The organism is Halomonas sp. SL1, assembly GCF_003030865.2.
In the GTDB taxonomy this organism is placed as follows: Bacteria; Pseudomonadota; Gammaproteobacteria; order Pseudomonadales; family Halomonadaceae; genus Halomonas; species Halomonas halophila.
Window position 1 is genome coordinate 1 of the sequence record NZ_PYUQ02000024.1, and the last position, 23,169, is coordinate 23,169.

Consider the following 23,169-nt stretch of genomic DNA (forward strand, 5'->3'; position numbering starts at 1 on the left):
TAGACCGTTGTTTACGTGCCGACTTTTCAGACAGAACCTAGGCCACGCTGCATGTGTTTTCGCGTCGCTGTTGCTATCTCGGATAGACGACCCTTTCCAAGCTCTGACCGCAGCACCGGAACGGGTCTTTCGGTGCTGCCATCCCCATGGAGGCCGACGGATTGAGCCGCAGGGGGCGACGTGGAGGGCGAGCTCCCGTCCTGCCTTTGTCACCCGGCACTGGAAGGCCGCGGCGACTCGAGGCAACGGCGGGGTGGGCGCTAAGCGTGGGAGCGACTATTCCTCGGGATGCAGGTCCTGCACCTTGCGCAGCAGCTGCATCAGCGTCTTGTAGTTGTCGGGGCCCAGCTCCTGCTGGATGCGCTTGTACTGACGCACCATCTCGTCACTCATCTCGTCGAACAGGGCTTCGCCCTGGTCGGTGAGCGTGACGCACAGCCGGCGCTGGTCGGTTTCCGGCTTCCAGCGTCGGACCAGGCCGTTTCTTTCCAGGCGTACCAGCACCCCGGTCAGGCTCGGGCGCAGGATGCAGGCCAGATCGGCCAGTTCACGGCTCTCCAGGGTGCTCTCCGGCGATTGCTTGAGCATGCGGATGACGCGCCACTGCTGCTCGGTCAGGCCGTAGTGGTTGAGCAGGGGGCGAAAGAACCCCATGGCGGATTCCCGGGCCTGGAGCAGGGCGAGGGTCAGCGAGGGAGCGGGTCTGGGCATGGGTGTTGCGGAATCCTTGCGATGAGAGCGGAGCCGGCGATCGCGCCGGCTCCGATGAGCCAAGGGGGTCAGTGGATACCCAGGCACATGTACTTCACTTCGAGATAGTCCTCGATGCCGTAGTGGGAGCCCTCGCGGCCGAGGCCTGACTCCTTGATCCCCCCGAAGGGCGCGACTTCCGTCGAGATGATGCCCTCGTTGATGCCGACCATACCATATTCGAGGGCCTCGCCGACGCGCCAGGCGCGGCCGAGGTTCTGGGTATAGACGTAGGAGGCCAGCCCGAACGGGGTGTCGTTGGCCAGGCGGACGGCCTCTTCCTCGGTGGAGAAGCGGAAGACCGGCGCCAGCGGGCCGAAGGTTTCCTCGTCGGCGACCAGCATCTCGGGGGTGACCTCGCCCAGCACGGTGGGCTCGAAGAAGCCGCCGCCCAGGGCGTGCGAGTCGCCACCGCACAGCAGGCGGGCGCCCTTGTTCATGGCGTCGTCGATGTGCTGACGCACCTTGTCGACCGCCTTGGCGTTGATCAGCGGCCCCTGCTGGGCCGACTCGTCCTCGGCAGCGGCGACCTTGAGGCGCTTCACGGCCGAGACCAGACGCTCGCAGAAGGCCTCGTAGACGCCGTCCTGGACCAGGAGACGGTTGGTGCAGACGCAGGTCTGGCCGCTGTTGCGGAACTTGGAGGCCAGCGCTCCCTCGACGGCGGCGTCGAGATCGGCGTCGTCGAAGACGACGAAGGGCGCGTTGCCGCCGAGCTCCATGCTCAGCTTCTTGATGTCGCCGGCGCACTCGGCCATGAGCCGCTTGCCGATATCGGTCGAGCCGGTGAACGACAGCTTGCGCACGGTGGTGTTACCGGTCAGCTCGCCGCCGATCTCGCTGGCGCGGCCGGTGACCACGTTGAACACGCCGGCGGGCAGGCCGGCGCGCTCGCCCAGTTCGGCCAGCGCCAGTGCCGACAGCGGGGTCTCGGAGGCGGGCTTGAGCACCATGGTGCAGCCGGCGGCCAGTGCCGGGCCCGCCTTGCGGGTGATCATGGCGACCGGGAAGTTCCACGGGGTGATGGCCGCGACCACGCCGATGGGCTGCTTGATCACCACCAGCCGGCGGCCGGCCTTGTCGTGGGGGATCACGTCGCCGTAGACCCGCTTGGCCTCCTCGGCGTACCACTCGATGAAGCTGGCACCGTAGGCGATCTCGCCGCGGCTCTCGGTGAGGGGCTTGCCCTGTTCCCAGCTGAGCAGGCGGGCGAGGTCCTCCTGATGCTCCATGATCAGCTCGAACCAGCGGCGCAGCACGGCCGCGCGCGCCTTGGCGGTCTGGTCGCGCCAGGCCGGCAGGGCGGCGTTGGCCGCGTCGATGGCCTGGCGGGTCTCGGTGGCGCCCAGCCGGGCGACCTCGGTGATGGTGGCGCCATCGGCGGGATTGGTCACCGCGAAGCGCTCGCCGTTCTCGGCGTCGACCCAGCGGCCGTCGACGTAGGCCTGGTGACGCAGCAGAGAGGAATCGTTGAGTTGCACGGTCGGGGTTCCTTCAGTAAACGCTATCGCGAGAGGGGGTGTCGGGCGCCGCAGTGTCCTTGAAGGCGCCGGCGAGCTCCTTGAGCGCGCCCATGAGCAGGCTGGTATCCACGCCCACGGCGACGAACAGGCAGCCCAGATCCAGGTAGCGCTGCGCGAGCTCGCGGTTGGCGGAGAGGATGCCGGCGGCCTTGCCGGCCCGCTGGATGCGGGCGATGCCGTCCTCGATGGCGGCCTGTACGTCCGGGTGGCCCGGGTTGCCGCGATGGCCGAGAGAGGCGCTCAGGTCGGCCGGGCCGATGAACACGCCGTCGACGCCGTCCACGGCGGCGATCTCATCCAGGTTCTCGAGCCCCTCGCGGCTCTCGATCTGCACCAGCAGGCACATCTGTTCGTCGGCCTGGTCCAGGTAGCCGGGGATGCTGTTCCAGCGCGAGGCCCGGGCCAGGGCGCTGCCCACGCCGCGCACGCCCTCGGGCGGATAGCGCATGGCGCGCACCAGCTCCCGGGCCTGGTCGGCGCTGTCGACCATCGGCACCAGCAGGGTCTGGACGCCGAGATCGAGGTACTGCTTGATCAGGGCGGTGTCGCCCACCGGCGGGCGCACGATGGGCTGGACCGGGTAGGCGGCCACGGCCTGGAGCTGGGCGAGCAGGCTGTTCAGGTCGTTGGGGGCGTGCTCGCCGTCGAGCAGCAGCCAGTCGAAGCCGGCGTTGGCGGCCAGCTCGGCGCAGTAGCCGTTGGCCAGGCCAAGCCACAGGCCGATCTGGGGATGCTGTTCGGCGATCGCCTGCTTGAAGCGATTGGCGGGAATCTGCATCACGAACTCCTGGTGGCGCCTGACGGGCCTAGAGACCATCAGGCGCGGTGTCGAGGGGTGAGAGGGTTACCGGGGCAGCGGGAAGATGGCGTTGATCTGGCCGGTACCGGAGCTGCCGAACGGTTCGGTGAGCACTTCCACCGGCTGGTCGTAGTCCTCGCCGCCGAGCAGGCCGAGCAGCATGGCGGTGTCGTGCATGCCGCCCTCGCCGTAACAGTGCTGGGCGTATTCCGGCAGCATGGCGCAGAACTCCTTGAAGCGCCCCTGCTTCCACAGCTCGACGACATGCATGTCGACCTGGCGGTCGAACTCGCGCGTCCAGTTGTGGAGGTTATCGCTGGCATCGCGATCGTCGGAGAAGCGATGCGACAGCGAGCCGGAGGCCAGCACCAGCACCTTGCGGTCGCTCTTCTCGATGGCGCGGCGCACAGCGGCGCCGAAGGTGAAGCTGTCTTCCAGGCGGTGCCAGGCGTTCCAGGCCGCCACGGAGACCACCTTGAAGCGCTGGTCCTCGGGCACGTCCATGTGCATGTAGCGCATCGGGACCAGGGTGCCGTACTCCAGCTCGAGGCTGGGGATGTTGTGCGACAGGGTGCGCACGTCGGCGGCGTTGGCCTCGGCGGCGATCGCCTCGCCCAGCGCCGGGCAGCCCGGATACTGGTATTCCATGTCCTTGATGAAATGCGGCAGCTCGTTGCTGGTGTAGATGCCCTCGAAGCTTTCGCCGGCGTTGACATGGAACCCGCTGTTGACCAGCCAGTGGACGTCGAACACGACGGCGGTATCCGCCCCCAGCTCGCGGGCGCGGCGGCCGATCTCCTTGTGCCCGTCGATGGCGGCCTGACGGCAGCCCTGGTGCTTCCCGGGCAGCTCCGAGAGATACATCGACGGCACGTGTGTGATTTTTGCTGCCAGAACGACTTCACCCATGGTGTGTCTCCAAGGTTGTGGCTTGAGCGGCCGCGGTCACGCGAAGTGCAGGCGCACCGATCCGAAGGGGCCGTAGTCGGCATGAATGTCCGTGCCCGGGGGGCACTCGATGGGGCCGATGAAGGAGCCCGACAGCACCACCTGGCCGGCCTCGATCCGCTGGCCATAGGTGGCCATGCGCCGGGCCAGCCAGATCAGACCGGTGACCGGGTCGTCCAGCACGCCGGCGCCCAGGCCGGTCGCCGCCACCGCCTCGTTCTGCTTGACGATGGTGCCGACCCAGCGCAGGTCGAAGGCATCGGGGGCGTGGCGCTCCTGGCCCATGACGATGCCGGCGTTGGCGGCGTTGTCCGATACCGTGTCGAAGATGGCGCGGGGCCGGCCGGTGTCGGGATCCTTGCGCAGGACCCGGGTATCGAGGATCTCGATCGCCGGCGCCACGTAGTCGGTGGCGGCGAGCACGTCCTCGCGGGTGACCTCGCCTTCCAGCGGCGCCTTCATGACGAAGGCGATCTCGGCCTCGATGCGCGGCTGGATGAAGCGCGTCTCGGGGATGGTGGCGCCGTCGTCGAAACGCATGTCGTCGTAGAGCACCCCGCTGTCGGGGGTGTCGATGCCGAGCGCATCCTGCATCACCTTGGAGGTCAGGCCGATCTTCCAGCCGATGATCTCCCGCCCCTGGGCGAGCTTCTGCTCCATCTGGGCGGCCTGGATGGCATAGGCGTCATCCAGGGTCATGCCCGGGTGGGCGAGCGACAGCAGGCCGATCTGTTCGCGCGTCGCCTCGGCGGCGAGCAGCGCCTCGGCGGCCGAGGCGACCTGATCGGGCGTCAGGGTCATCATTCGTCCTCCACGCCGTTGACCAGCTTGCCGATGCCTTCGGCCTCGACCTCGACCATGTCGCCGGGCTTCAGCCAGATCGGCGGCTCGAAACGGGCGCCGGCGCCGGTGGGCGTGCCGCAGACGATGACGTCACCCGGCACCAGGGTGGTGAAGGTGGAGACGTAGCTGACGATGTAGCGGAAGTCGAACATCATCCGCGAGGTGCGGTCCTGCTGGCGCACTTCGCCGTTGACCCGGGTGGTCAGTTCGATGTCGTCCAGCTGGTCGGCCGAGCGGAAGGGCACCAGCCACGGACCGATGGCGCCGGTGGCATCGAAGTTCTTGCCCTGGGTGACGTTGAACTTGGCATGACGCACCCAGTCGCGAATCGTGCCTTCGTTGCACAGCGTCAGGGCGGCGATGTGCTCGTAGGCCTTCTCGCGGGCGATGCGGCGGCCGCCCTTGCCGATCACGATGGTCACCTCGCCTTCATAGTCGAGCTGTTCGCTCTCGGGCGGGCGCACGATGTTCTCGTTGTGGCCGACGAAGCTGCGCGGGAAACGGATGAACAGCGACGGCTTGCTCGGGGCGGCCTGGCCGTCCTTGTATTCCTCGTTGCGCGAGGGGAAGTTGACGCCGACGCAGAGCAGCTTCTCCGGGTTGGCGATCGGGATCAGGAAGGTCACGTCCTCCTCGCGATAGGAGGGGGCGCGGCCTTCGGCGGCGTGGAGCAGTTCGTCCAGGGCGCCGGCCTCGATGACGTCCTTGAGGCCCGGGAAGCGCTGGCCGAATTCCGGCGTCAGGTCGATGATGCCGTCATCGGTGACCACGCCGTAGCGGTCGGCGCCGTTGGCGTGGAAGGCCGCGAGACGGGCGGGGATGGAGCGGGTCATGAGCATTCTCCTGGCGATCCGTCGAAGCCGGAGTCGCCGCTGTCAGTATTGCCGAGATCGCTGCCTTCGGGCAGCGGCCTGTCGGATCGGGGCGCTGTGCCCCGGGCGTCTGCCCGGGGCTCGCGGGGCATCAGCCGAGCTTCGGCACCTGGTGGACCTGGCGCGGGAAGGCGACGTTGACGGTTTCCATGTAGAAGTCGAAGGACCAGTCACCGCCGTCGCGGCCGATACCGGAGGCCTTGACGCCGCCGAACGGGGCCGGCAGGTGGCGGACGTTCTCCGAGTTCACCCACATCATTCCGGCTTCCAGCTCGTCGGTCATGCGCATGGCCCGGTTCAGGTCGTTGGTCCACAGGTAGGCGGACAGGCCGTACTGGGTGTCGTTGGCCAGGCGCAGGGCCTCGTCCTCGTCCTTGAACGGGATGGCGGTCAGCACCGGCCCGAAGATCTCTTCCTGGGCGACGGTCATGTCGTTGGTGGCATCGGTGAACAGGGTCGGGCGCACGAAGCAGCCTTCCTCGCCGACCTTCTCGCCGCCGGCGGCGATGGTGGCGCCTTCTTCACGCGCCTTGGCGAAGTACGACAGCACCTTTTCCTCGTGCTCGGGGTGGATCAGCGGGCCGACCACGGTCTCGGGGTCGAGCGGGTGGCCGACCTTGATGTTGTTGGCCACCTCGGCGACGCGACGGGTAAAGTCCTCGTAGATCGAGTCCTGAACCAGCAGCCGGGAAGAAGAGGTGCAGCGCTCGCCGTTGAGCGAGTAGATCATGAAGCTGGCGGCGTCGACGGCGCGCTCCAGGTCGGCGTCGTCGAACACGATGACCGGGTTCTTGCCGCCCAGCTCGAAGTGGAAGCGCTTCAGGGTGGGCGCGGCCTGGGCCATGATCATCTGACCGGTGCGGCTCTCGCCGACGAAGGCGATCGCCTTGATGTCCGGATGCTCGGTCAGCGCCTTGCCGGCGTCCTCGCCGAAGCCGTTGACCAGGTTGAGCACGCCCTTGGGCAGGCCGGCTTCCTCGGCGATCTCGACCAGCAGCTTGGCGGTCATCGGCGAGAACTCGGCGGGCTTGTGGACCACGGTGCAGCCGGAGGCCAGCGCCGGGGCGATCTTCCAGGTCGACAGCATGAACGGGGTGTTCCAGGGCGTGATGACGCCCACCGGCCCCAGCGGACGACGCGAGGTCACGTTCATCTGGTTGGCGTTGCGCAGCGCCTGACCGTCCTCGGCCTCCGGCGCCTTGTCGGCGAAGAAGCGGAAGTTGGCGGCACCGCGAATCGCGGCCTTCTCCATGAAGCGCAGGGCCTGGCCGGTGTCCAGGCACTCGGTGAAGGCGATCTCCTCGGCGCGCGCCTCGATCGCCTCGGCGACCCGGATCAGGATGGCGCGACGCTCCTTGCCTGGCATCTTGCTCCAGGTCTTGAAGGCCTTGTTGGCGGCCGCGACGGCGCGGTCGATGTCGCCGGCATCGCCGCGGGTGACCGTGGCCAGGGGCTTGAGGTCGACCGGAGACAGCGTCTCGAAGGTCTTGCCGGAGGCGGACGGCACGGACTCGCCGTCGATGTGGTTCAACACGCCCTCTTCGCGGAAACGTGTCAGGTAGGCTTCGGCGCGTGACAGATTGTCGTTCAGCGTACTCATGGTGTTCCTTCCTTTATTGATGGTTCGAGAGTCGGGCGTGAATCGGGGTGTCCTTCCAGCTCAGGTCCGGGTCGATGACGCGGATCTCCAGCGACAGGGCGAAGTGAGGCGTCGCCAGCGGCGTCGCCAGGGTGGCCTGGACGGCCGTGAAGATGCGATCGCCGGCGGCCTGCAGGGCCGGCTTGTCGCGTCCGGCGCCCACCGACAGGGTCAGGGCGGCGAAGTCGTTGTCGGCCAGATCGTCGGCGACGATGCAGTGGTCGGCGGCGAAGGCGCGCACGCGGATGCCGGCCAGCGGAAAGATGCCCGCCTCCTTCATCGCCGTGTAGGCGGCCCGGCAGACGGCATCGATATCGGCGCGTTCGGCCAGCCCGGGCGAGTATTCGATTCTCAGATGCGGCAAGACCTGGCTCCTCCTGACAGTTGGGGACGGCGACTTAGACGAAAGCAGGAGACGCGGCGATCGCTAAGTCGTTAACATATTCACGTTATAGGTTAACATATTCATGAAGTCAACGGCGCTTTTCACCTCGCGCCAGACGGCTTCGGACGCGAAGGAGGGAGTGCCATGCCGGGTTCGTCGATACCCAACATCGATATCGGTGAGGTCTATGACCAGCGCTACGCTGATGCGGAGGTGCACTACGATGCGCTGGGGCGCATGGCGGAGTTTTTCGGCCACAATTCGCCGGCGCATCGCCACGACCGCTTCTTCCAGGTGCACTACGTCAAGAGTGGCATGGTGCGGGGGTATCTGGACGAGCGGCAGTTCCATCTGCAGGCGCCGATGTTCTTCCTCACCCCGCCGACGGTGACCCACGCCTTCGTCATCGAGGAGGGCTGCGATGGCCATGTGCTGACCGTTCGCCAGCAGCTGGTCTGGGACCTGCTGGAAGAGAGCGGCGAGCTTGGCGACGTGCACGCGGTGACACCGCTGTGCGTGGCCACGGGCCGGCTCGGCGGGCGCCATGCCGCCGAGGTGGCACGCGTGGAGATGCTGTTCGACGAGCTGCGCCGCGAGTTCGACGAGGCGCGGCCCGGTCGCGCCCTGGCCATGCAGACGCTGACCCGGCTGATCTTCATCGGCCTGTTCCGGCTGGCGAGCAGTGCCTTGCCCGCACAGCCGGTGCGTCATGAGGACCTCGCCGTGTTCCAGCGCTTCCAGAGGTTGATAGAAGAGCACTTTGCGCAGCACTGGGTGCTGGCCCGCTATGCCGATGCCCTGGGGGTCACCGAGAGCCGGCTGAACGAGATCTGTCGGCGTACCGCCGGCAAGCCCAGCAAATGGCTGGTCCACGATCGCCTGATGCAGGAGGCGCGGCGGCTGCTGATCTTCACCACGGCCTCAGTCAACGAGATCGGCTACCGGTTAGGTTTCAACGACCCCGGCTATTTCAGCCGGTTCTTTGCCCGCCATGCCGGAGTGACGCCGTCCCGCTACCGGCAAGGCAGCTCGACGCATTGAACGAGTGCCTGCGCCGACGTCACGGGGGCTGGCCACGGGTGCCGAGCCCCGTCTTTCCCGACCCGCAAGGAGCCGAAGGCCCTCATGACCACCTCGAGATATCAAGCTTCTCCCCCGCGTTTTCTCATCGTGCTGCTGGCCGGGCTCGTGGCCTTCGGCCCGCTGTCGATCGACATGTACCTGCCCAGCCTGCCGGTGATCGCCGAGGCCCTGGCAGATAGCGAGGCCCGGGTCCAGAGAACCATCAGCTTTTTCCTGATCGGCTTCAGCGTCGGCATGCTGCTTTACGGCCCCTTGTCCGATCGCCTGGGGCGTCGCCGGCCGCTGCTCTTCGGCATCGGGCTGTATGTGCTGGCGACTCTGGGCTGCTTCCTGAGCCAGTCCGTGGATCAGCTCTTGTTCTGGCGGGCCTTCCAGGCCCTGGGAGGTGCGGCGGCGTCGGTGCTGGCGCGGGCGATAGTCCGTGACCTGTTTCCCGTCGAAGCCGCTGCGGGGACGCTGTCACTGATGCACCTGGTCACGATGCTGGCGACCCTGGTGGCACCCCTGCTCGGCAGCCTGCTGATGGAAGTGGGCGACTGGCGAAGCATCTTTGCCTTCCTGGCGGTATACGCGATACTCAGCGGTCTGGCGGTGATGCTCTGGTTGCCCGAGAGCCATGACGGCCGCTCGCAGGCCTCTCGTCCGGGCGGCTTCCTCAACGGGTATCTGGCCGTGCTGGGCAGCCGCCGCGCCGTCGGTTACATGCTGTGCATGGGACTGTCCTTCGCCGGCATGTTCGCTTACCTGACGGCCTCTCCCTTCGTTTACATCGATTTCTTCGGCGTCAGCCCGCGGCAGTATGCCGGGCTGTTCGGGCTCAACATCGTATCGGTCATCCTCTTCACGTCGCTCAACGCCAGGCTGGTGACACGCATCGGTGCCCAGCGATTGCTGGCCTTGGGCGTCGGCGTTGCGGCCGTGTCGGGAGGGGCGCTGGGAGTGATCACCTTCCATGATTGGGGGGGGCTGCCCGCCATCGTGGTCGGGTTGTTCTTCTTCATCGGCGTGACCGGCCTGCTGGGTGCCAACAGCATCGCCAGCCTGATGGGGCTCTACCCTTCGCTGGCCGGTACCGCCGCCGGGCTGGCCGTCGCCGGCCAGTTTGGTCTGGGGGCACTGATGAGTGCGCTGACCAGTGTGCTGCATGACGGCACGCCACTGGCCATGGGCGTGGTCGTGGCCGGCTGCGGGCTGGGTAGCCTGGTGGGGTTGCTGTTGACCCTGCCTGGCGGAGCCGCGCGACAAGGTGCCATTATCAGTGGTGACGGATGAGTTCGCCGAAGCCCCATCCCGGCGCTGCCGCAGCCGCGTACATGAGGTATCAAGAGAAAGCGATTGGCCGGGCACGCCATGGCAGCCAATGCGTTTGATGGAGGGCAGGGCCGGTGAAGCCCTTGCGCTGACGAGCGGCTGCTTTCAGCCGGTCAAGTCGAAAAGACCGACATAAAAGAATAAAGACACGACGACCCTGAGGCTAGCGATGAGTGATCTGTGGAACAGCGACCCTGGCAGGGCGCAAGATCTGCAACCCTTGACAAGATTGATTGCGAACATGGGGGACGAGTTCTTTTCGTCGTCATTGCTGGAGTGCCTGGAGCATTGGGTTCAGTCCCAGCATTTCTCCATGATCCGGCTGGACAGGCCCCACCCCACGCTGCTGATGGCTGGCACACGGCATCATGATGCCGACCTGGTCTGGCGATGCTGGCAAGCCTATCACCATTACGACTATCAGAATCATGACCCTCTGCTCTTGCGCATGCATGAGGATCACTTGAGAGTGAACCAGCTCCAGGTGGGACACATGCTGGCGGAAGACATTGACTTTCTGCCTTATCGGAAAGCCATTTACCACGACAATGGCATGAACGCGAGGCTGTCGGCACTGAGCCTGGATGCTCAAGGCACCCCCGTGTTGTTCAACCTCTATCGGCATGCCGAAAGCGGATTCTTCAGGGATCAGGAGGTCGAGGCCTTCGAGGGCCTGGCGCCGGCCCTGCTCCAGCTTGTGAAGGGGCACATGGCCATACGCGGTGAAGCGTCCCAGAGTGAACACAATGCGGCAGCGATGCTGCGACAACGGTGTCCGGACCTGACCGACAAGGAGCTGGAAGTCTGTCTGTTGATGCTGAAAGGGATGACGTATGCGGGTATTGCTGCGGAGAGGGGCGTCAAGGAATCGACGGTCAAGACACTACGCAATCGCGCCTTCTCCAAGTTGGGAATCAACTACAGGAATCAGCTGTTTGCCATGATGAGCCATTGACATCCCGGGAACACCCGCTCAGCAGGGAGCGCCCCTCTCGAGGAGAGGGGCTCAGCATGACACGGCATGTCCAGGAAAGCTCCGGAAGGGCTCGCTAGCCCCTTCCTCGGACCCTTCCTTGTCGGGTGGCTATGGCTAGCGGCTACAGTCCAAAGCTGTATTTTGCCGAGAACTGCAAGCGAGACTGGCTGCCGCTTTCCCCATTAACCAGCGTCCTCTCGCCATGCTTGATTTCGGCTCCCAGGGTCAGATCCCGTACCGGCGAGTAAAGGAGGTTGGCCGTTCCACTCCATGAGCTATCCGACAGCTTCTCACCGCTGAGGTCGGCGTGCTCCATGCCAAAACCAACATTCGTTCTCCATTGGCTGTTGAGACGATGTGCGAGGCCGATGTTGAAGCCGACATGATCGACGGCATTCATGCTCGATCCATCATCCGAGATCTCCACATCCGGAGTAAACGCGAGCCCCGTGTACCGGCCGACGCCACTGCCGCCCAGCACCATGAATTTCAGGTCTGTCTCATCTCCGAGGCCGATGTTGCCGGCGGCGCCGAGACCGTAACCCAACTCAGTGTCATCGACCGTTGCCGGGCCAGCAGAAAAGGCATTGTTTACGCTTCCATCGACCTGAAGTTGACGCAAGATGCCAACGAAGGCGAGCTGATAACTTGGATCCATGATGGAGTATCGTGCAACGACATCCGGAAGCAGGCTGTCTGTCGCGTCATCCTTTAGGCTCGCCACCGAGGTGTCCGTTCCTGTCAGCTGGGCTGTTGTAGTAGGGCTTTCCAGGCCAATGGCCCAGGACGCATTTTCATAGCGGACTTGGGGCGTGCGTTGAGAAGGAGTCCCTTCTGATAGAGCGAAGAAGTTCAGCGTCTCCATCATCGCGGGGCCGAACAAGGCCGTGCTCCATGTCTGCCCAAATCCCCAGTTGCCATATTGGAAAAAGGCATGGCGAAGGTTGACGGAAGAACGGTTGGTTGTTGCGGTGCCGTTCAGAACTTCTCTGCCTGGGCCAAAGTCCATTTCCAGAAGTCCGGTAATGGGCGTCCCGGTTCCCACATCTGTTTTGGTGCGAAAAGAAAAGCGCGACTCCTTCGCATGCATGTTCAGGCTTTCGCTGGAATCATCGCCACCGACGGGGGTCGTGGACGGGACATAGAGATCCCGCAGTTCGTCGGCCGCGAACTCGCCGCTACCCGTACGAGTGGCAATGGCATCCAGCTTGACAAAACCTTGCATGGAGATAGTCGTGTTTCCTACCTGGAATCCGTCTTCTTGCTCCATAGCTTGAGCAGGAAGACAGATTCCGAGCCCGGAAATGGCGGCTAACAGTCCGCTGGTCAGTTTCTTGTGCATTGTTCTATTCATGCCTGTCTTGTTGTTGAATTTTAGCTCGAGGCTGTAGCTTGTCGGTTCAGTGATGCCGATGGGGTATCTCGGCACCAAGGTTTACGCTTTATGAAGTTGCCTCGAAATCATTCTCTTCCATGGCGCGCTTCTTGAGGTACGTCCTGGTGGCGATGGCAGGGGCGTCACTGGCGACCGATACCTCGTATACGGATTCGTCGTGCTCTACCAGCCTCTCTTCCAGAATCCCCAGTCCGACGACATCTTCGTGGAAGGCAGCGAAGAGCTGTTCATGCATGAACTCCGTGACCTCCTCATCCTGGGTCGCGAAATCCCGGCCATGAACCAGGAAGTAATGCATGGTGCCGTGGGTTTCGGGTGTCAGGATGTGGGCCGTGCAAATCTGGAATTCCTCCCGCTCCTCCTCCGGGAGCGCCGAGTCATAGAACTTCCCGCTGACACGGTGCAGTGCAGGAGAGATGAACTCGGAGGTGATGATCCGGGCGGCGGTATCGCGATCATCGAGTCCGGTGCTCTTTCCCCAGACAGGTGACAGCGTGGTGGGCACCACATTCCGTGTCAGCTTGTAATTGCCCTCGTCAAGCTGGACTTCATACGGTGCACGCGCATAGTCCGGCGTGCCAATGGTGTCGGCATGCAAATAGGACAGGTGCGTCAGGTCCATGAGGTTCTCATGCATGCTGACATAGTTGCCTTTGTGATAGAGGTAGCCGGACGAGCATTCCCAGTTCTCATCTTCCATCCAGGCCTGTCGCGGGATGCGAGACTCGTCGGCCAGCTCCGGATCGCCCATCCAGATCCACACCACCTGACCCTTTTCCACGACAGGATAGCGATGGATGCCCACGCCCCGGGGGCATTCTTTCTGCGAGGGGACTTCGATCAGATCCCCCTGGCTGTCATAGCGGAAGCCATGATAGCCACAGACGATCGTGTCGCCTTCGAGGTGGCTTTCCGACAGCGGGAAGGAGCGGTGCGGGCAGCGGTCTTCCAGGGCGACCGGGCTGCCGCCCTCCGTCCGGTAGAAGACGACGCGTTTTCCCAGGAGCGTGCGTGCCAGGAGCTCGCGCTGTATCTCGCTGGAGAAGGCGCCGACGTACCACTCGTTGTAAATGAACGGCGTGTCGCGATCCGCCATCCGGCTGCTTGCCTTGCGGGTGCTGGCGATCATTTTCGGTGAAGGACGGGTCATGATGACTCCTCTCGACTTTCGCTAGTTAAAGATCGATTTCCAGTGAGGCGCTTTTGGCACGAGATACGCAGATCAGCATGGTATCTCCGCTGGCCTTTTCTTCTTCCGAGAGGACGAAGTCCCGATGATCCGGTGTGCCGGAGATAACGGTCGTCTCACAGGTGCGGCAGATGCCGGCACGACACGAACAAGGCACCTCGACGCCCTGGTCCTCCAGTGCCTCGAGGATGCTCTCGTCCTGCTGGACACGAATGGTACGTCCACTTTCGCGAAGTATGACGTCGAATCCGTCTTGCGGGGCGTCGTCGCTGCTTTCCTGAACCGGTACTTCGGGGGCACTGAACCACTCGAAATGCACCTGTTCACCGGGGTGATCGGTCATGACCCTCTTGACGTTCTGCATCAGCGGGTCCGGGCCGCAGCAGTATACGTGCTCGTCGGGAGCCATCTGGCTGGCGATGTCGTCCAGCTCAAGGAAGGCACCTGAATGCTCGTCATTGAAGTGGAAGTTGAGCTGTTCCGCGGAGGCTCCCAGCGATTGGAGTTCTTCGTAGAATGCCGCGCGCTGCCGACTGCGGGTCGTGTAAAACAGGCGCCATTCCTTTCCGTTGTTGATGCACCATCTCACCATGCTCAGGATCGGAGTGATGCCAATGCCGCCGGCGATGAAGCAATAGCGCTCGGCAGACGTATCCAGCGGGAAATTGTTGCGAGGCGAGGATACCGTCAGGGTATCGCCCTCACGCACATGGCCATGAATGTAGCTTGAGCCACCGGCGCTCTCTGCACTCAAGCCCACGCCGATCACATAGCGGTGGTTTTCCCGGCTGTCGTTGAGAAGGGAGTAATGGCGGACAAGAGAACCGTTCAACTTGACCTCCAGGTGTGCCCCCGGAGAAAAGCTGGGTAACGGGCGTCCATTCGGGTCGCATAGCTCCAGTACCGTGACATCCTTCGCTTCCGCGATGCGCCGGGTCACCTTCAACTCGAAATGGTCTTTTCTAGACAAGCTCATACTTCCCCCCTGATGCATTCTCGGGCTTCGCCTTTGTTGTGTTTCCCACGATACCGGCTCATGCGAGAAGCCCTGATGGAGCACAAGATGACAAGAAGGCGACGGACTGTCTGTCCCCTGCGGGATGTACGACGAAGGTCGAAGCGGGGCTCTGTCGCCGTACGCATGGGCAAGGGGCCGCATGGGGAAGGAGACCGCATTACGGGGGGCGAGGCGTCAGGCCGTTGTCGTAGGGCCTGACTAACTCGCGGGGAGGGGAGCGGTGCGACGACGGGTGGCGCCCGAGAGGGCGCCACCCAAGACAGGCACGATACCTGGCCGTCAGGGCCGGATGCGGCCTGTGTGAAGCTCGAGCGTCATGCCATGCCCATGGCCTTGTCGAAGAACGCGGCCAGTTCTTCCATGGCGTCCAGGGGCAGCACCAGCGAGACGTATTGATCGGGTCGAACCACGATGACGGCACCCTGACGGTCGATGCCGCGGGCCTCGAAGATGTCCGCCTCGGGATTGATGGCGTAGACCTTCTCGTAGTCGGTCAGCTGGAAGGGGCCGACCTTCGGCATGAAGATGTCGGGGATCGTCGGCCCGTGTTCGACCTCGCCATGGGGCTGCTGGTAGATCGCCTTGACGTCGAACAGGCTGTCAAGGTCGCCGCTCGCCGGGGTGTACTTCACCACCGGCGAGTCCGGGGAGTTCAGCAGCCACCCGGCCCAGGCGGCCAGGCGGGAATCCTCGCCCGGGCGGGCGCTGTCGGCGAAGGCATAGACGCGCCAGCGGCCGTCGGCCGTGGCGTGATGCCCCAGGTGCACGGGGTTGCCGTCGCAGACTCGCATGACCGGCGCCGACTTGAATCGCTTGCCCACCGGGAAGCCGGTCGCCAGAGACTGATGTGCCGTGTTGCCGGTGATCATCGACTCCCGGTACTCGGTCATGAAGCCGGCCGGGAATTCGGCGGTCTTGACGTAAAAGTCCGCCAGCTCCTGGGGATCCTCGAACTCCTCGGCGGGCTTGGCCATCAGGCTGGACCACTCCCGGTCGAAATCGATCAGGTTCTGGGCGACCTCCTGGCGCTCGCTGGAGTAGGTGGCCAGCAGGGCTTCCGGGGCGATGCCGGTGAGCACATGCCCCAGCTTCCAGGCGATGTTGAAGCCGTCCTGCATGGAGACGTTCATGCCCTGGCCGGCCTTGGCGCTGTGGGTATGGCAGGCGTCGCCGGCGATGAAGACGCGCGGCATGCGCGTCCCCTCTTCCTCGGTGGGCACGTCGTCGAACTTGTCGGTGACGCGGTGGCCCACCTCATAGACGGTGTACCAGGCGCAGTCCTTCACCTCCAGGGTGTAGGGATGCAGGATCTGGTTGGCCTTGGCGACGGTGGCTTCCAGGGTGGTTTTTCGAATCTGGCGGTTGTCGTCCTCGGCCACCTCGCCGAGATCGACGTACATCCGGAACAGGTGACCGCCTTCACGCGGAATGAGCAGGATGCTGCCGCCGCTGGCGGACTGGATGGCGCACTTGGTGCGGATGTCCGGGAAGTCGGTCTCCGCGAGCACGTCCATCACGCCCCAGGCGTGGTTGGCCACCTTGCCCAGGTGCTTGCGCCCGATCGCCTTGCGCACGCCGCTGTGCGCTCCGTCGCAGCCCACCACGTACCTGGCCTTGACCGTGCGTTGCTGTCCTTCCTGCTCGCCCGCGACATGCTGCAGCGTCACGGTGATCGGGTATTCCTCGCCATGATCGATGTCGAGCCCCAGGAACTGCAGGCCGTAGTCGGGCTCCAGCCGGGCCGGCGAGTTTTTGGCGAACTCGGCGAAGTAGTCCAGCACGCGGGCCTGGTTGACGATCAGGTGCGGGAACTCGCTGATCCTTCCGCCGTCATCGTCGAGGGCCACGGAGGAGCGAGCGATGTTCGCCGGCCGCTCCGGGTCCGGTGCCCAGAAGGCCATCTCGCTGATCCGGTAGGCCTCCTCGGTGATCCGCCCGGCGAAGCCGAATGCCTGGAAGGTCTCGACGCTGCGGGCCTGGATGCCGTCGGCCTGGCCGATTTCCAGCCGGCCGGGACGGCGGTCGACGATCCGCGTGGTGATATTCGGGAACTGCGCCAGCTGGGCGGCGGCGATCATGCCCGCCGGGCCGCCCCCGACGATCAGCACGTCGACGTGTTCCGGCAGGGTGTCGGGGCGATCGATGCCGCTGCCGGCGGCAGCCTCGATGCGGGGGTCGCCGGAGACGTAACCGTGATGATGGAACTGCATCTTCTCTCTCCTCGTTTGTTCTTCGGGCCGGCCGTCGGGTCGCAGGAGCACACCACCGAGGCTGACCGTGGTGGCCGCTCGAGCGCTTCCGGCTCGAGACAGGCCGGTGTCAGGACATCTGCCATCCTCACTCACCGCTCACGGAGCGCACAGGTGTTTTCCGGAGGAGAAATTGTACTTTTCACGGGGGAGTCTTAGACCTTGGTCGCTCATGGGGGCTTGGCTGGCCTCATCTCGAAGCGACGGTTTTCGGCCAGGTCCGCGATTGTGCCTATAGACATTGGTCTACGGCGGCAGGGGCGCTCACCGGGTATGACTGTTCTTTTCTTTAACATAAGTTGTTGTTTTTATTAGAGTAAATGGCGGCGGCCGGATGGGAGGCAAGGCGTCGGGAGAGCGTTTGACCGGCAGCCCCGGGGCTGCTAAAAAACGTTAAGTTATTAACGTTAAAATATTAATGAAGCCGAGAGCGACGACGCAGGTCGTCATCGATGATCGATGAGAGGCGAGACATCATGAATACAACAAGCAAACGACTGTTCGCGTCACTGACGATGGGCGCCGCCCTGGCATCACCGGCGGTCCTGGCCGCCGATACGGTGACCTTGCGCATCATGCACCCCCTGCCCGCCATGTCCAATGCCCAGCAGGACGTCATCGAGCCCTGGTGCGATGACCTGGAAAGCCGGTCCGAAGAGCGGATCCAGTGTCAGATCTATCCCTCGATGCAGCTGGGGGGCGCGCCTGCGCAGCTGCCCGACATGGTGCGCAATGGCGTGATCGATATCACCTGGACCGCGCTCGGCTATTCGGCCGGGCGTTTCCCGCGCAGCGAGGCGCTGGAGCTGCCCTTCATGCTTCCTGACGGCGGCGTCGATGGCAGCGAGATCGCCTGGGATTTCTACCAGCAACATGCCCAGGAGGATTTCTCGGATTACAAGGTGCTGGCGCTCCACAGCGATGGCGGCGGCAGCATTCATACCGCCGACACCGGCGTCAGCGACATGGCCGACATGGAGGGGCTGCGGATCAGGGCGTCGACACGGATGGCCTCGGAGCTGATCGACGCCCTGGGCGGAACGCCGGTCAGCATGCCGCCGGCACAGATCGCCGACACCCTGGCCAAGGGCGTCATCGACGGTGCCATGGCGGTCTGGGAGGTCGTGCCGCCGACCAAGCTGGACGAAGTGACCCACTATCACACCCAGACGGCCGACGATCAGGCGACGCCTACCGTCACTACCCTGGCGATGCTGATGAATCAGCGCAGCTACGAGCGGATGCCTGACGATCTGCGCCAGATCCTGGACGACCTCAGCGGACGTGAGCTGTCTGTTCGCTTCGGCGAGTCCTGGGATCGGGCTATCGAGTCGGTGCGCAGCGATATCGTCGCCAATGACGATCACACGGTGATCACGCTAGGGGAGGAAGAATACGCCGCCATGCGCGAGGCCTCGCGTTCGATCATCGATGACTGGGCGGCGTCGAACGACGGCGGTATCGACCGGCAGTCGCTGGTCGAGGGGCTGCGGAAGATCGTCGAAGAGAAGGCGCCGGACCTGCAATGAGCAGGGCGCTTCCTGGTGGAACTCGGGTCACGAGGGTAGTGAAGATGGAAAGAGTGTTGCGGCGCCTCTCGATCGGTTTCGCGCTGGCGGGAGGTGCCATCGTCCTGGCGCTGATCGCGATGTCACTCGTCTCGCTGGTCGGCCGCAAGCTGTTCGCCGCCCCGATTCCCGGTGATATCGAGCTGCTGCAGATGCTGATCGCCGTCGCCGTGACGGCCTTCCTGCCCCTCTGCGAGATGAATGACCACCATATCCGGGTGGACCTGGTCGCCGGCCTCTTCAGGCCGGTGGTCAATCGCTGGCTGCTCGCCGTGAGCCATGTGGCACTGGCGGGGATCGCCGCCCTGCTGGCCTGGCGCACGGCGCTGATGGCCGCAGACAGCTACAGCTACGGCTCCACCAGCACCATGCTGGGCGTGCCGCTGTGGATACCGCAGTTCGCCATGGTGCCGGGCCTGGTGCTGCTGGTCCTGAATGCGCTGTATCGAGGCGCGACGAGTGTCCGCGCCCGGCGGTCCGACGACGGTCATGAGGTGAATCCATGAGTGGACTGGAAATCGGGGCAATCGTCCTGGCGGCCCTGATGGTCATGCTGGGGCTGCGCATTCATGTCGGCGTGGGGATGCTCCTGGCGGGGGTGGGCTGCTACCTGATCGTCAACGAGGGCGATACCAATGCGCTGCTCTTCACCCTCAACAACCTGGTCTATGCTCGCTTCTCGAGCTATGACCTTGCGGTCATCCCGCTGTTCGTGCTGATGGGGCAGTTCGCGATCCATGGGGGGCTGTCGCGGGCCCTGTTCCGGGCCGCGGCGGCCTTCATCGGCCACTGGCGAGGCGGGCTGGCGATGTCGGCGGCCGGCGCCTGTGCCGGTTTCGGTGCCATCTGCGGGTCGTCGCTGGCGACGGCGACGACGATGAGCCAGGTCGCCCTGCCCGAGCTGGAACGCCACCATTACGACAAGCGCCTGGCCGCCGGTACCGTCGCCGCGGCGGGCACCCTGGGCATCCTCATTCCGCCGTCGGTGCCCTTGATCATCTACGCCGTGCTGACCCAGGAATCGATCGCCAAGCTGTTCATGGCCGCCGTGGTTCCCGGGCTGATCGCCATGCTGGGCTACATGGTGGTGATCCGGCTGGTCGCGACTCGCACCATGCGCGACGCCCCGCGGGCGCCGCGGCATGACTGGCGCGAGCGGCTGGACGCCCTCTGGGAAGTGGTGCCGGTCATGCTGATCTTCGTCGTGGTCATCTTCGGCATCTACGGCGGCTGGGCCAACCTCACCGAGGCGGCCTCGATCGGTGCCGCCGCCTGTGGTGGCTACGCCTTCGTGCGGGGCGGCATGCGCGGCGCGGGTTTCTATCGGAGCCTGATCGGCACCGCCGAGGCGACGGCGATGATCTATCTGGTGGTGCTGGGGGCCGACCTGCTCAACAGCGGGCTCGCGCTGAGCCAGCTGCCCGTCGAGCTGGCCGACTGGGTGATGGGCAGTGGCCTGGCACCGCTGAGCGTCCTGCTGTGCATCCTGGTGGTCTACCTGCTGCTCGGCTGCGTGATGGACTCCCTGTCGATGATCCTGCTGACGATCCCGATCTTCTACCCCATCGTCCTGGGGCTGGACCTGTTCGGCCTGGATGCCACGGGCAAGTCGATCTGGTTCGGCATCATCGCGCTGATGGTGGTGGAGATCGGCCTGATCACGCCGCCCATGGGCATGAACCTGTTCATCGTCCAGAAGTACGGGGCCGGGACGTCGCTGGGCACCGTCAGCCGCGGCATCGTGCCCTTCCTGGTCGCGGATGCGCTGCGTATCGGGCTGCTGGTGAGCATCCCGGCGCTTTCCTTGCTGTTTCTCTAGCGAGCGAGGCGGGCCCTCGATGGTGGTGTGTCGGGAAGCCGTGGCCAGGAACAAGAATGCGCGTTGCGAGGTGGAAATGAAGAACATGCTCTCTCAGCCGTCCAGCCTGTCCTCGCTCCAGGACGAATGCCTGAAAACCCTGGTCGATGTCTTCGATGTGCCGCGGGCGGCATCCTATATGGTGGATCGCCGCTCTCGGATGTTCGGCCTGAAGCATCACGGCGTTCAGGCGGGCATGCAGAGGGATTACATCGACCACTTCCAGCATCACGATCCTCTTCATCCTCACCATGTCAGGCGTCATGCCGACGGGGTCCTGCGTTCCAGCGAGGCGGTCTCGCTGAAGGAAAGGCAGGAGAATCCTTACTATGCCGACTTCTTCAAGCGTTGGGGGATTCTGGAGACGGTGGAAGTCTATCTGCATGTCGGCGGACGCATAGCGGCGGGGATGACGCTCTTCATGGGGCCCCATCGAGGATCGCTGTCGAGCGCGGACATGAAGAAGGTGGAACGTCTGCAGGGCTTCATGCAGTTCTCGCTGGTGGCCTGCCTCGAGGCGCCCCGTCAGCGTGATCTTGGCGACATCTGTGACGAGTTTCACCTGACGCCCAGGGAGCGGCTGGTCGTGGAGCTGGTGCTGCAGGGGCTGCCCAACAAGCGCATGGCGACGGATCTCTGCTGCAGCCTTTCCACGATCAAGACGCATCTTCAGCACATCTCCGAGAAGATGCAGGTCAACGGCAAGGCGGAGATCGCTTCCTTGCTCTATTCACAGCAACGGTGCCACTGACATCGTTCGGCCGCCCGGCGTTCAGGCATCGAAGGCCGGGCGGTCTCTGATCGATCAGAAGATCGCCAGATAGTGCTTGATCATCTCATCGGACTCGATGATCCACTCCAGATTCTCTCCCTTTGCGATGTACCAGGCCTCTCCAGGTTCGAAGGTTCTGCGTTCACCGCTGACGTTATCCATCAGCGTGACGCGGCCCTTGACCAGGGTGGCATGTTCGGCAAAGTCGTGATCCACCTGGAACCGACCCCGGGTGCAGGCGAAGATGCCAAGGATCTGGGGGTCGCCTTCCTGTCCCACCAGGGCGGCACCGCTGGCTTGAGGGTCTCCTTCCAGTACCTTGGCCCCCAGGTTCGCGACGCTGCCGAAGGTGGCAAGCGCGGTATTGTTGGCCGTTTCGTTGAGCACCAGCATGTTGTCTCTCCTCGTGTCGTGCTGAGTTGGTGGATCGTCCATGCCGAGACATGGCATCCGCGTCCGGGTCGGGTCAGTGAAGCTTGGCCTCGATCTGGTGCCAGCACTTTCCACCAGTGACCCAGAGTGCATTGAGGGGGCGAGCGGCGAGTATCCTCGAATGCTTGACTCTGGAAAGGATGTCGAAATGGCCCGCTTCACCGCTGATGGCCTTGGCCAGTGACTTGGCGATCAGGTGGGAGGGCGCCACGCCGAAGCCGGCGTATCCCTGGGCGAAGAAGATGTTCGGGTGGCCGGGCAGCTGGCCGACCTGTGGAAAGAGGTTGGCGCCCAGTGCCATGCGACCGCTCCAGGCGTGATCCACCCCGATATCGGCAAGTTGCGGGAACACCTTGCGCAGGTTCTTGCGAAGGTGCCCTTCCAGGTCTCTCGGCAGGTATTCGAGGAAATGCGTGGCGCCGCCGAACAGCAGCCGGTTGTCCGCGCTAAGACGGTAATAGTCGATGACGGGGCGGTTGTCGCATATCGCGGCGCGTGCCGGCATGAAGGCCCGTATCTGGTCATCGGTCAGGGGTTCCGTCGCGATGCTGAAGGCATTCGTGGTGACGAAGCGCTCGTCCAGGTGCGACTCGAGACCGTCCAGATAGGCATTGCAGGCATAGACCAGCGTATTCGCGGTGACCTTGCCGCCGGACGTATGCACGACGACCTTGTTGCCTTTCTCGACCCGCTCTACGGCCGTGTTCTGATAGAGGCGGACGCCGAGCGCCTGGGCTGCCATGGCCTCGCCCTGAACGAGATTGAGGGGGTGCAGATAGCCTGATCCTCGATCCAGCAGCCCGCCGACGTAGGGTTCGCCGCGGACCACCTGATGCAGTGCGTCGCCCTCCAGCAGTCGCGTCTCGAAGGGATAGTCCTGCTGCTTCAGGAAGTCCTGCATTTCCTTCAAGGCGGAAAGCCGCTTCTGATCGTAGGCGACCGTACAGTATCCCCAGTTGAAGTCGCACTGGATATCGTACTTGTCGATACGCCCCTTTAGCGTCTGGACGGCCTCCAGCCCCATGCCGAAGAGCTGCGAGAACTCATCGGAGGAGAGGTGTTGCTTGATGAGCTCCGGTTCATGCCCGACGCCGCAGATCACCTGCCCGCCGTTGCGTCCGGAACCACCCCAGCCGATCTCATTGGCTTCCAGAAGCACCACGTCGATCCCGCGCTCTGCCAGCTCGATGGCGGTATTGACCCCGGTGTAGCCGCCGCCGATGACACAGACGTCCGCCGTTTGATCCGAGGTCAGGGAGGCGGCATCCAAATCATAGTTGGTCGTTGTCTTGTAGTAGTTTCCTGAATCTTTCATCGTGATACCTGTGAAGCCGGATGTGACGCGGTTGAACCTCTCAAGCTCGTCATGATTCTGAAACGGCACATCCACCTCGAGGTATCGGCCATATGGCTGATGTCCCGCAAGGCACCCCCCTGTCGACGCCGCCCCTGCATTGGCATCGACCGGCACCGAGTCCCTCGACGCCTGGAGCACGTTCCATGGGGGCGACATGCGTTCATCTGGCCGCAGCGGCATGTCGCGATTCCCCTGGCCCCG

At 64.2% G+C, this 23,169-nt stretch carries 20 protein-coding genes and 2 pseudogenes; 7 read left to right on the plus strand and 15 right to left on the minus strand.

Annotation, left to right across the window (positions count from 1 at the left end; all coding sequences use genetic code 11):
• Nucleotides 1–276: 276 nt before the first annotated feature.
• The 8 genes from hpaR to C9J49_RS15265 all read right to left on the minus strand — a co-directional run bounded on the left by hpaR (nucleotide 277) and on the right by C9J49_RS15265 (nucleotide 7,738).
• Nucleotides 277–711, minus strand: a complete 435-nt coding sequence (gene hpaR / locus C9J49_RS15230; RefSeq protein WP_106488078.1) for a homoprotocatechuate degradation operon regulator HpaR — start codon at nucleotides 709–711, stop codon at nucleotides 277–279.
• Between the two features lie 68 nt (nucleotides 712–779).
• Complete coding sequence (gene gabD / locus C9J49_RS15235; protein WP_107180934.1) at nucleotides 780–2,231, minus strand: NADP-dependent succinate-semialdehyde dehydrogenase; 1,452 nt, start codon at nucleotides 2,229–2,231, stop codon at nucleotides 780–782.
• A 13-nt stretch (nucleotides 2,232–2,244) separates the two neighbouring features.
• Nucleotides 2,245–3,051: a 4-hydroxy-2-oxoheptanedioate aldolase gene (hpaI, locus tag C9J49_RS15240; RefSeq protein WP_107180935.1), complete on the minus strand. Its 807-nt coding sequence runs from the start codon at nucleotides 3,049–3,051 to the stop codon at nucleotides 2,245–2,247.
• Between the two features lie 66 nt (nucleotides 3,052–3,117).
• Entirely contained in the window at nucleotides 3,118–3,981 is an 864-nt protein-coding gene (gene hpaD / locus C9J49_RS15245) for a 3,4-dihydroxyphenylacetate 2,3-dioxygenase (protein ID WP_106488075.1), read from the minus strand.
• Between the two features lie 36 nt (nucleotides 3,982–4,017).
• Nucleotides 4,018–4,824, minus strand: coding sequence for a 2-oxo-hept-4-ene-1,7-dioate hydratase (hpaH, locus tag C9J49_RS15250; protein ID WP_258394083.1), 807 nt, complete (start codon nucleotides 4,822–4,824; stop codon nucleotides 4,018–4,020).
• On the minus strand, nucleotides 4,821–5,696 hold the full coding sequence (locus C9J49_RS15255; protein ID WP_046079002.1) for a fumarylacetoacetate hydrolase family protein: 876 nt from the start codon (nucleotides 5,694–5,696) through the stop codon (nucleotides 4,821–4,823). The genes hpaH and C9J49_RS15255 overlap by 4 nt, the downstream gene beginning before the upstream one ends.
• 130 nt (nucleotides 5,697–5,826) lie before the next feature.
• Nucleotides 5,827–7,335, minus strand: a complete 1,509-nt coding sequence (gene hpaE, locus C9J49_RS15260; RefSeq protein WP_046079003.1) for a 5-carboxymethyl-2-hydroxymuconate semialdehyde dehydrogenase — start codon at nucleotides 7,333–7,335, stop codon at nucleotides 5,827–5,829.
• 13 nt (nucleotides 7,336–7,348) lie between these two features.
• Complete coding sequence (locus tag C9J49_RS15265; protein WP_046079004.1) at nucleotides 7,349–7,738, minus strand: 5-carboxymethyl-2-hydroxymuconate Delta-isomerase; 390 nt, start codon at nucleotides 7,736–7,738, stop codon at nucleotides 7,349–7,351.
• 165 nt (nucleotides 7,739–7,903) lie between these two features.
• On the opposite strand from C9J49_RS15265, the gene hpaA reads away from it, so the two are divergent.
• The 3 genes from hpaA (at nucleotide 7,904) to C9J49_RS15280 (ending at nucleotide 11,108) form a co-directional block, all read left to right on the plus strand.
• Nucleotides 7,904–8,800 (plus strand): 4-hydroxyphenylacetate catabolism regulatory protein HpaA, encoded by an 897-nt coding sequence (gene hpaA, locus C9J49_RS15270; RefSeq protein ID WP_046079005.1) that lies wholly within the window; start codon nucleotides 7,904–7,906, stop codon nucleotides 8,798–8,800.
• 84 nt (nucleotides 8,801–8,884) lie between these two features.
• Complete coding sequence (locus C9J49_RS15275; protein WP_046079006.1) at nucleotides 8,885–10,114, plus strand: Bcr/CflA family multidrug efflux MFS transporter; 1,230 nt, start codon at nucleotides 8,885–8,887, stop codon at nucleotides 10,112–10,114.
• Nucleotides 10,115–10,322: 208 nt separating this feature from the next.
• Entirely contained in the window at nucleotides 10,323–11,108 is a 786-nt protein-coding gene (locus C9J49_RS15280) for a helix-turn-helix transcriptional regulator (RefSeq protein WP_107180936.1), read from the plus strand.
• Nucleotides 11,109–11,250: 142 nt separating this feature from the next.
• Here the strand turns inward: C9J49_RS15280 and C9J49_RS15285 are convergent, their stop codons facing one another.
• The 5 genes and pseudogenes from C9J49_RS15285 to C9J49_RS15300 all read right to left on the minus strand — a co-directional run bounded on the left by C9J49_RS15285 (nucleotide 11,251) and on the right by C9J49_RS15300 (nucleotide 16,942).
• Nucleotides 11,251–12,471: a DcaP family trimeric outer membrane transporter gene (locus tag C9J49_RS15285; RefSeq protein ID WP_107180937.1), complete on the minus strand. Its 1,221-nt coding sequence runs from the start codon at nucleotides 12,469–12,471 to the stop codon at nucleotides 11,251–11,253.
• Between the two features lie 100 nt (nucleotides 12,472–12,571).
• Nucleotides 12,572–13,165 (minus strand): annotated as a pseudogene (locus C9J49_RS17450) (aromatic ring-hydroxylating dioxygenase subunit alpha); the annotation flags it as partial.
• Between the two features lie 189 nt (nucleotides 13,166–13,354).
• Nucleotides 13,355–13,675, minus strand: a pseudogene (locus C9J49_RS17455) (Rieske 2Fe-2S domain-containing protein); the annotation flags it as partial.
• A 25-nt stretch (nucleotides 13,676–13,700) separates the two neighbouring features.
• Nucleotides 13,701–14,690, minus strand: coding sequence for a PDR/VanB family oxidoreductase (locus C9J49_RS15295; RefSeq protein WP_107180998.1), 990 nt, complete (start codon nucleotides 14,688–14,690; stop codon nucleotides 13,701–13,703).
• Nucleotides 14,691–15,046: 356 nt separating this feature from the next.
• A complete protein-coding gene (locus C9J49_RS15300) occupies nucleotides 15,047–16,942 on the minus strand; it encodes an FAD-binding monooxygenase (RefSeq protein WP_107180938.1) in 1,896 nt (631 codons plus the stop codon).
• A 515-nt stretch (nucleotides 16,943–17,457) separates the two neighbouring features.
• Between C9J49_RS15300 and C9J49_RS15305 the strand changes: the two genes are divergently transcribed.
• The 4 genes from C9J49_RS15305 to C9J49_RS15320 all read left to right on the plus strand — a co-directional run bounded on the left by C9J49_RS15305 (nucleotide 17,458) and on the right by C9J49_RS15320 (nucleotide 21,158).
• Nucleotides 17,458–18,510 carry a TRAP transporter substrate-binding protein gene (locus C9J49_RS15305; RefSeq protein WP_046080355.1) on the plus strand — a complete coding sequence of 351 codons (1,053 nt, stop codon included), beginning with the start codon at nucleotides 17,458–17,460 and terminating at the stop codon, nucleotides 18,508–18,510.
• A gap of 44 nt (nucleotides 18,511–18,554) precedes the next feature.
• A complete protein-coding gene (locus C9J49_RS15310; RefSeq protein ID WP_082090872.1) occupies nucleotides 18,555–19,055 on the plus strand; it encodes a TRAP transporter small permease in 501 nt (166 codons plus the stop codon).
• The gene (locus C9J49_RS15315) at nucleotides 19,052–20,368 is read left to right on the plus strand and encodes a TRAP transporter large permease (RefSeq protein WP_046079012.1); all 1,317 of its coding nucleotides are present in this window, start codon (nucleotides 19,052–19,054) and stop codon (nucleotides 20,366–20,368) included. Before C9J49_RS15310 ends, C9J49_RS15315 begins: the two co-directional genes overlap by 4 nt.
• Nucleotides 20,369–20,444: 76 nt before the next feature.
• A complete protein-coding gene (locus C9J49_RS15320; RefSeq protein ID WP_046079013.1) occupies nucleotides 20,445–21,158 on the plus strand; it encodes a helix-turn-helix transcriptional regulator in 714 nt (237 codons plus the stop codon).
• 54 nt (nucleotides 21,159–21,212) lie between these two features.
• On the opposite strand, the gene C9J49_RS15325 is transcribed toward C9J49_RS15320, so the two are convergent.
• On the minus strand, nucleotides 21,213–21,572 hold the full coding sequence (locus C9J49_RS15325) for a cupin domain-containing protein (protein WP_046079014.1): 360 nt from the start codon (nucleotides 21,570–21,572) through the stop codon (nucleotides 21,213–21,215).
• A 73-nt stretch (nucleotides 21,573–21,645) separates the two neighbouring features.
• The gene (locus C9J49_RS15330; RefSeq protein WP_107180939.1) at nucleotides 21,646–23,148 is read right to left on the minus strand and encodes an FAD-binding oxidoreductase; all 1,503 of its coding nucleotides are present in this window, start codon (nucleotides 23,146–23,148) and stop codon (nucleotides 21,646–21,648) included.
• Nucleotides 23,149–23,169 lie beyond the last annotated feature (21 nt).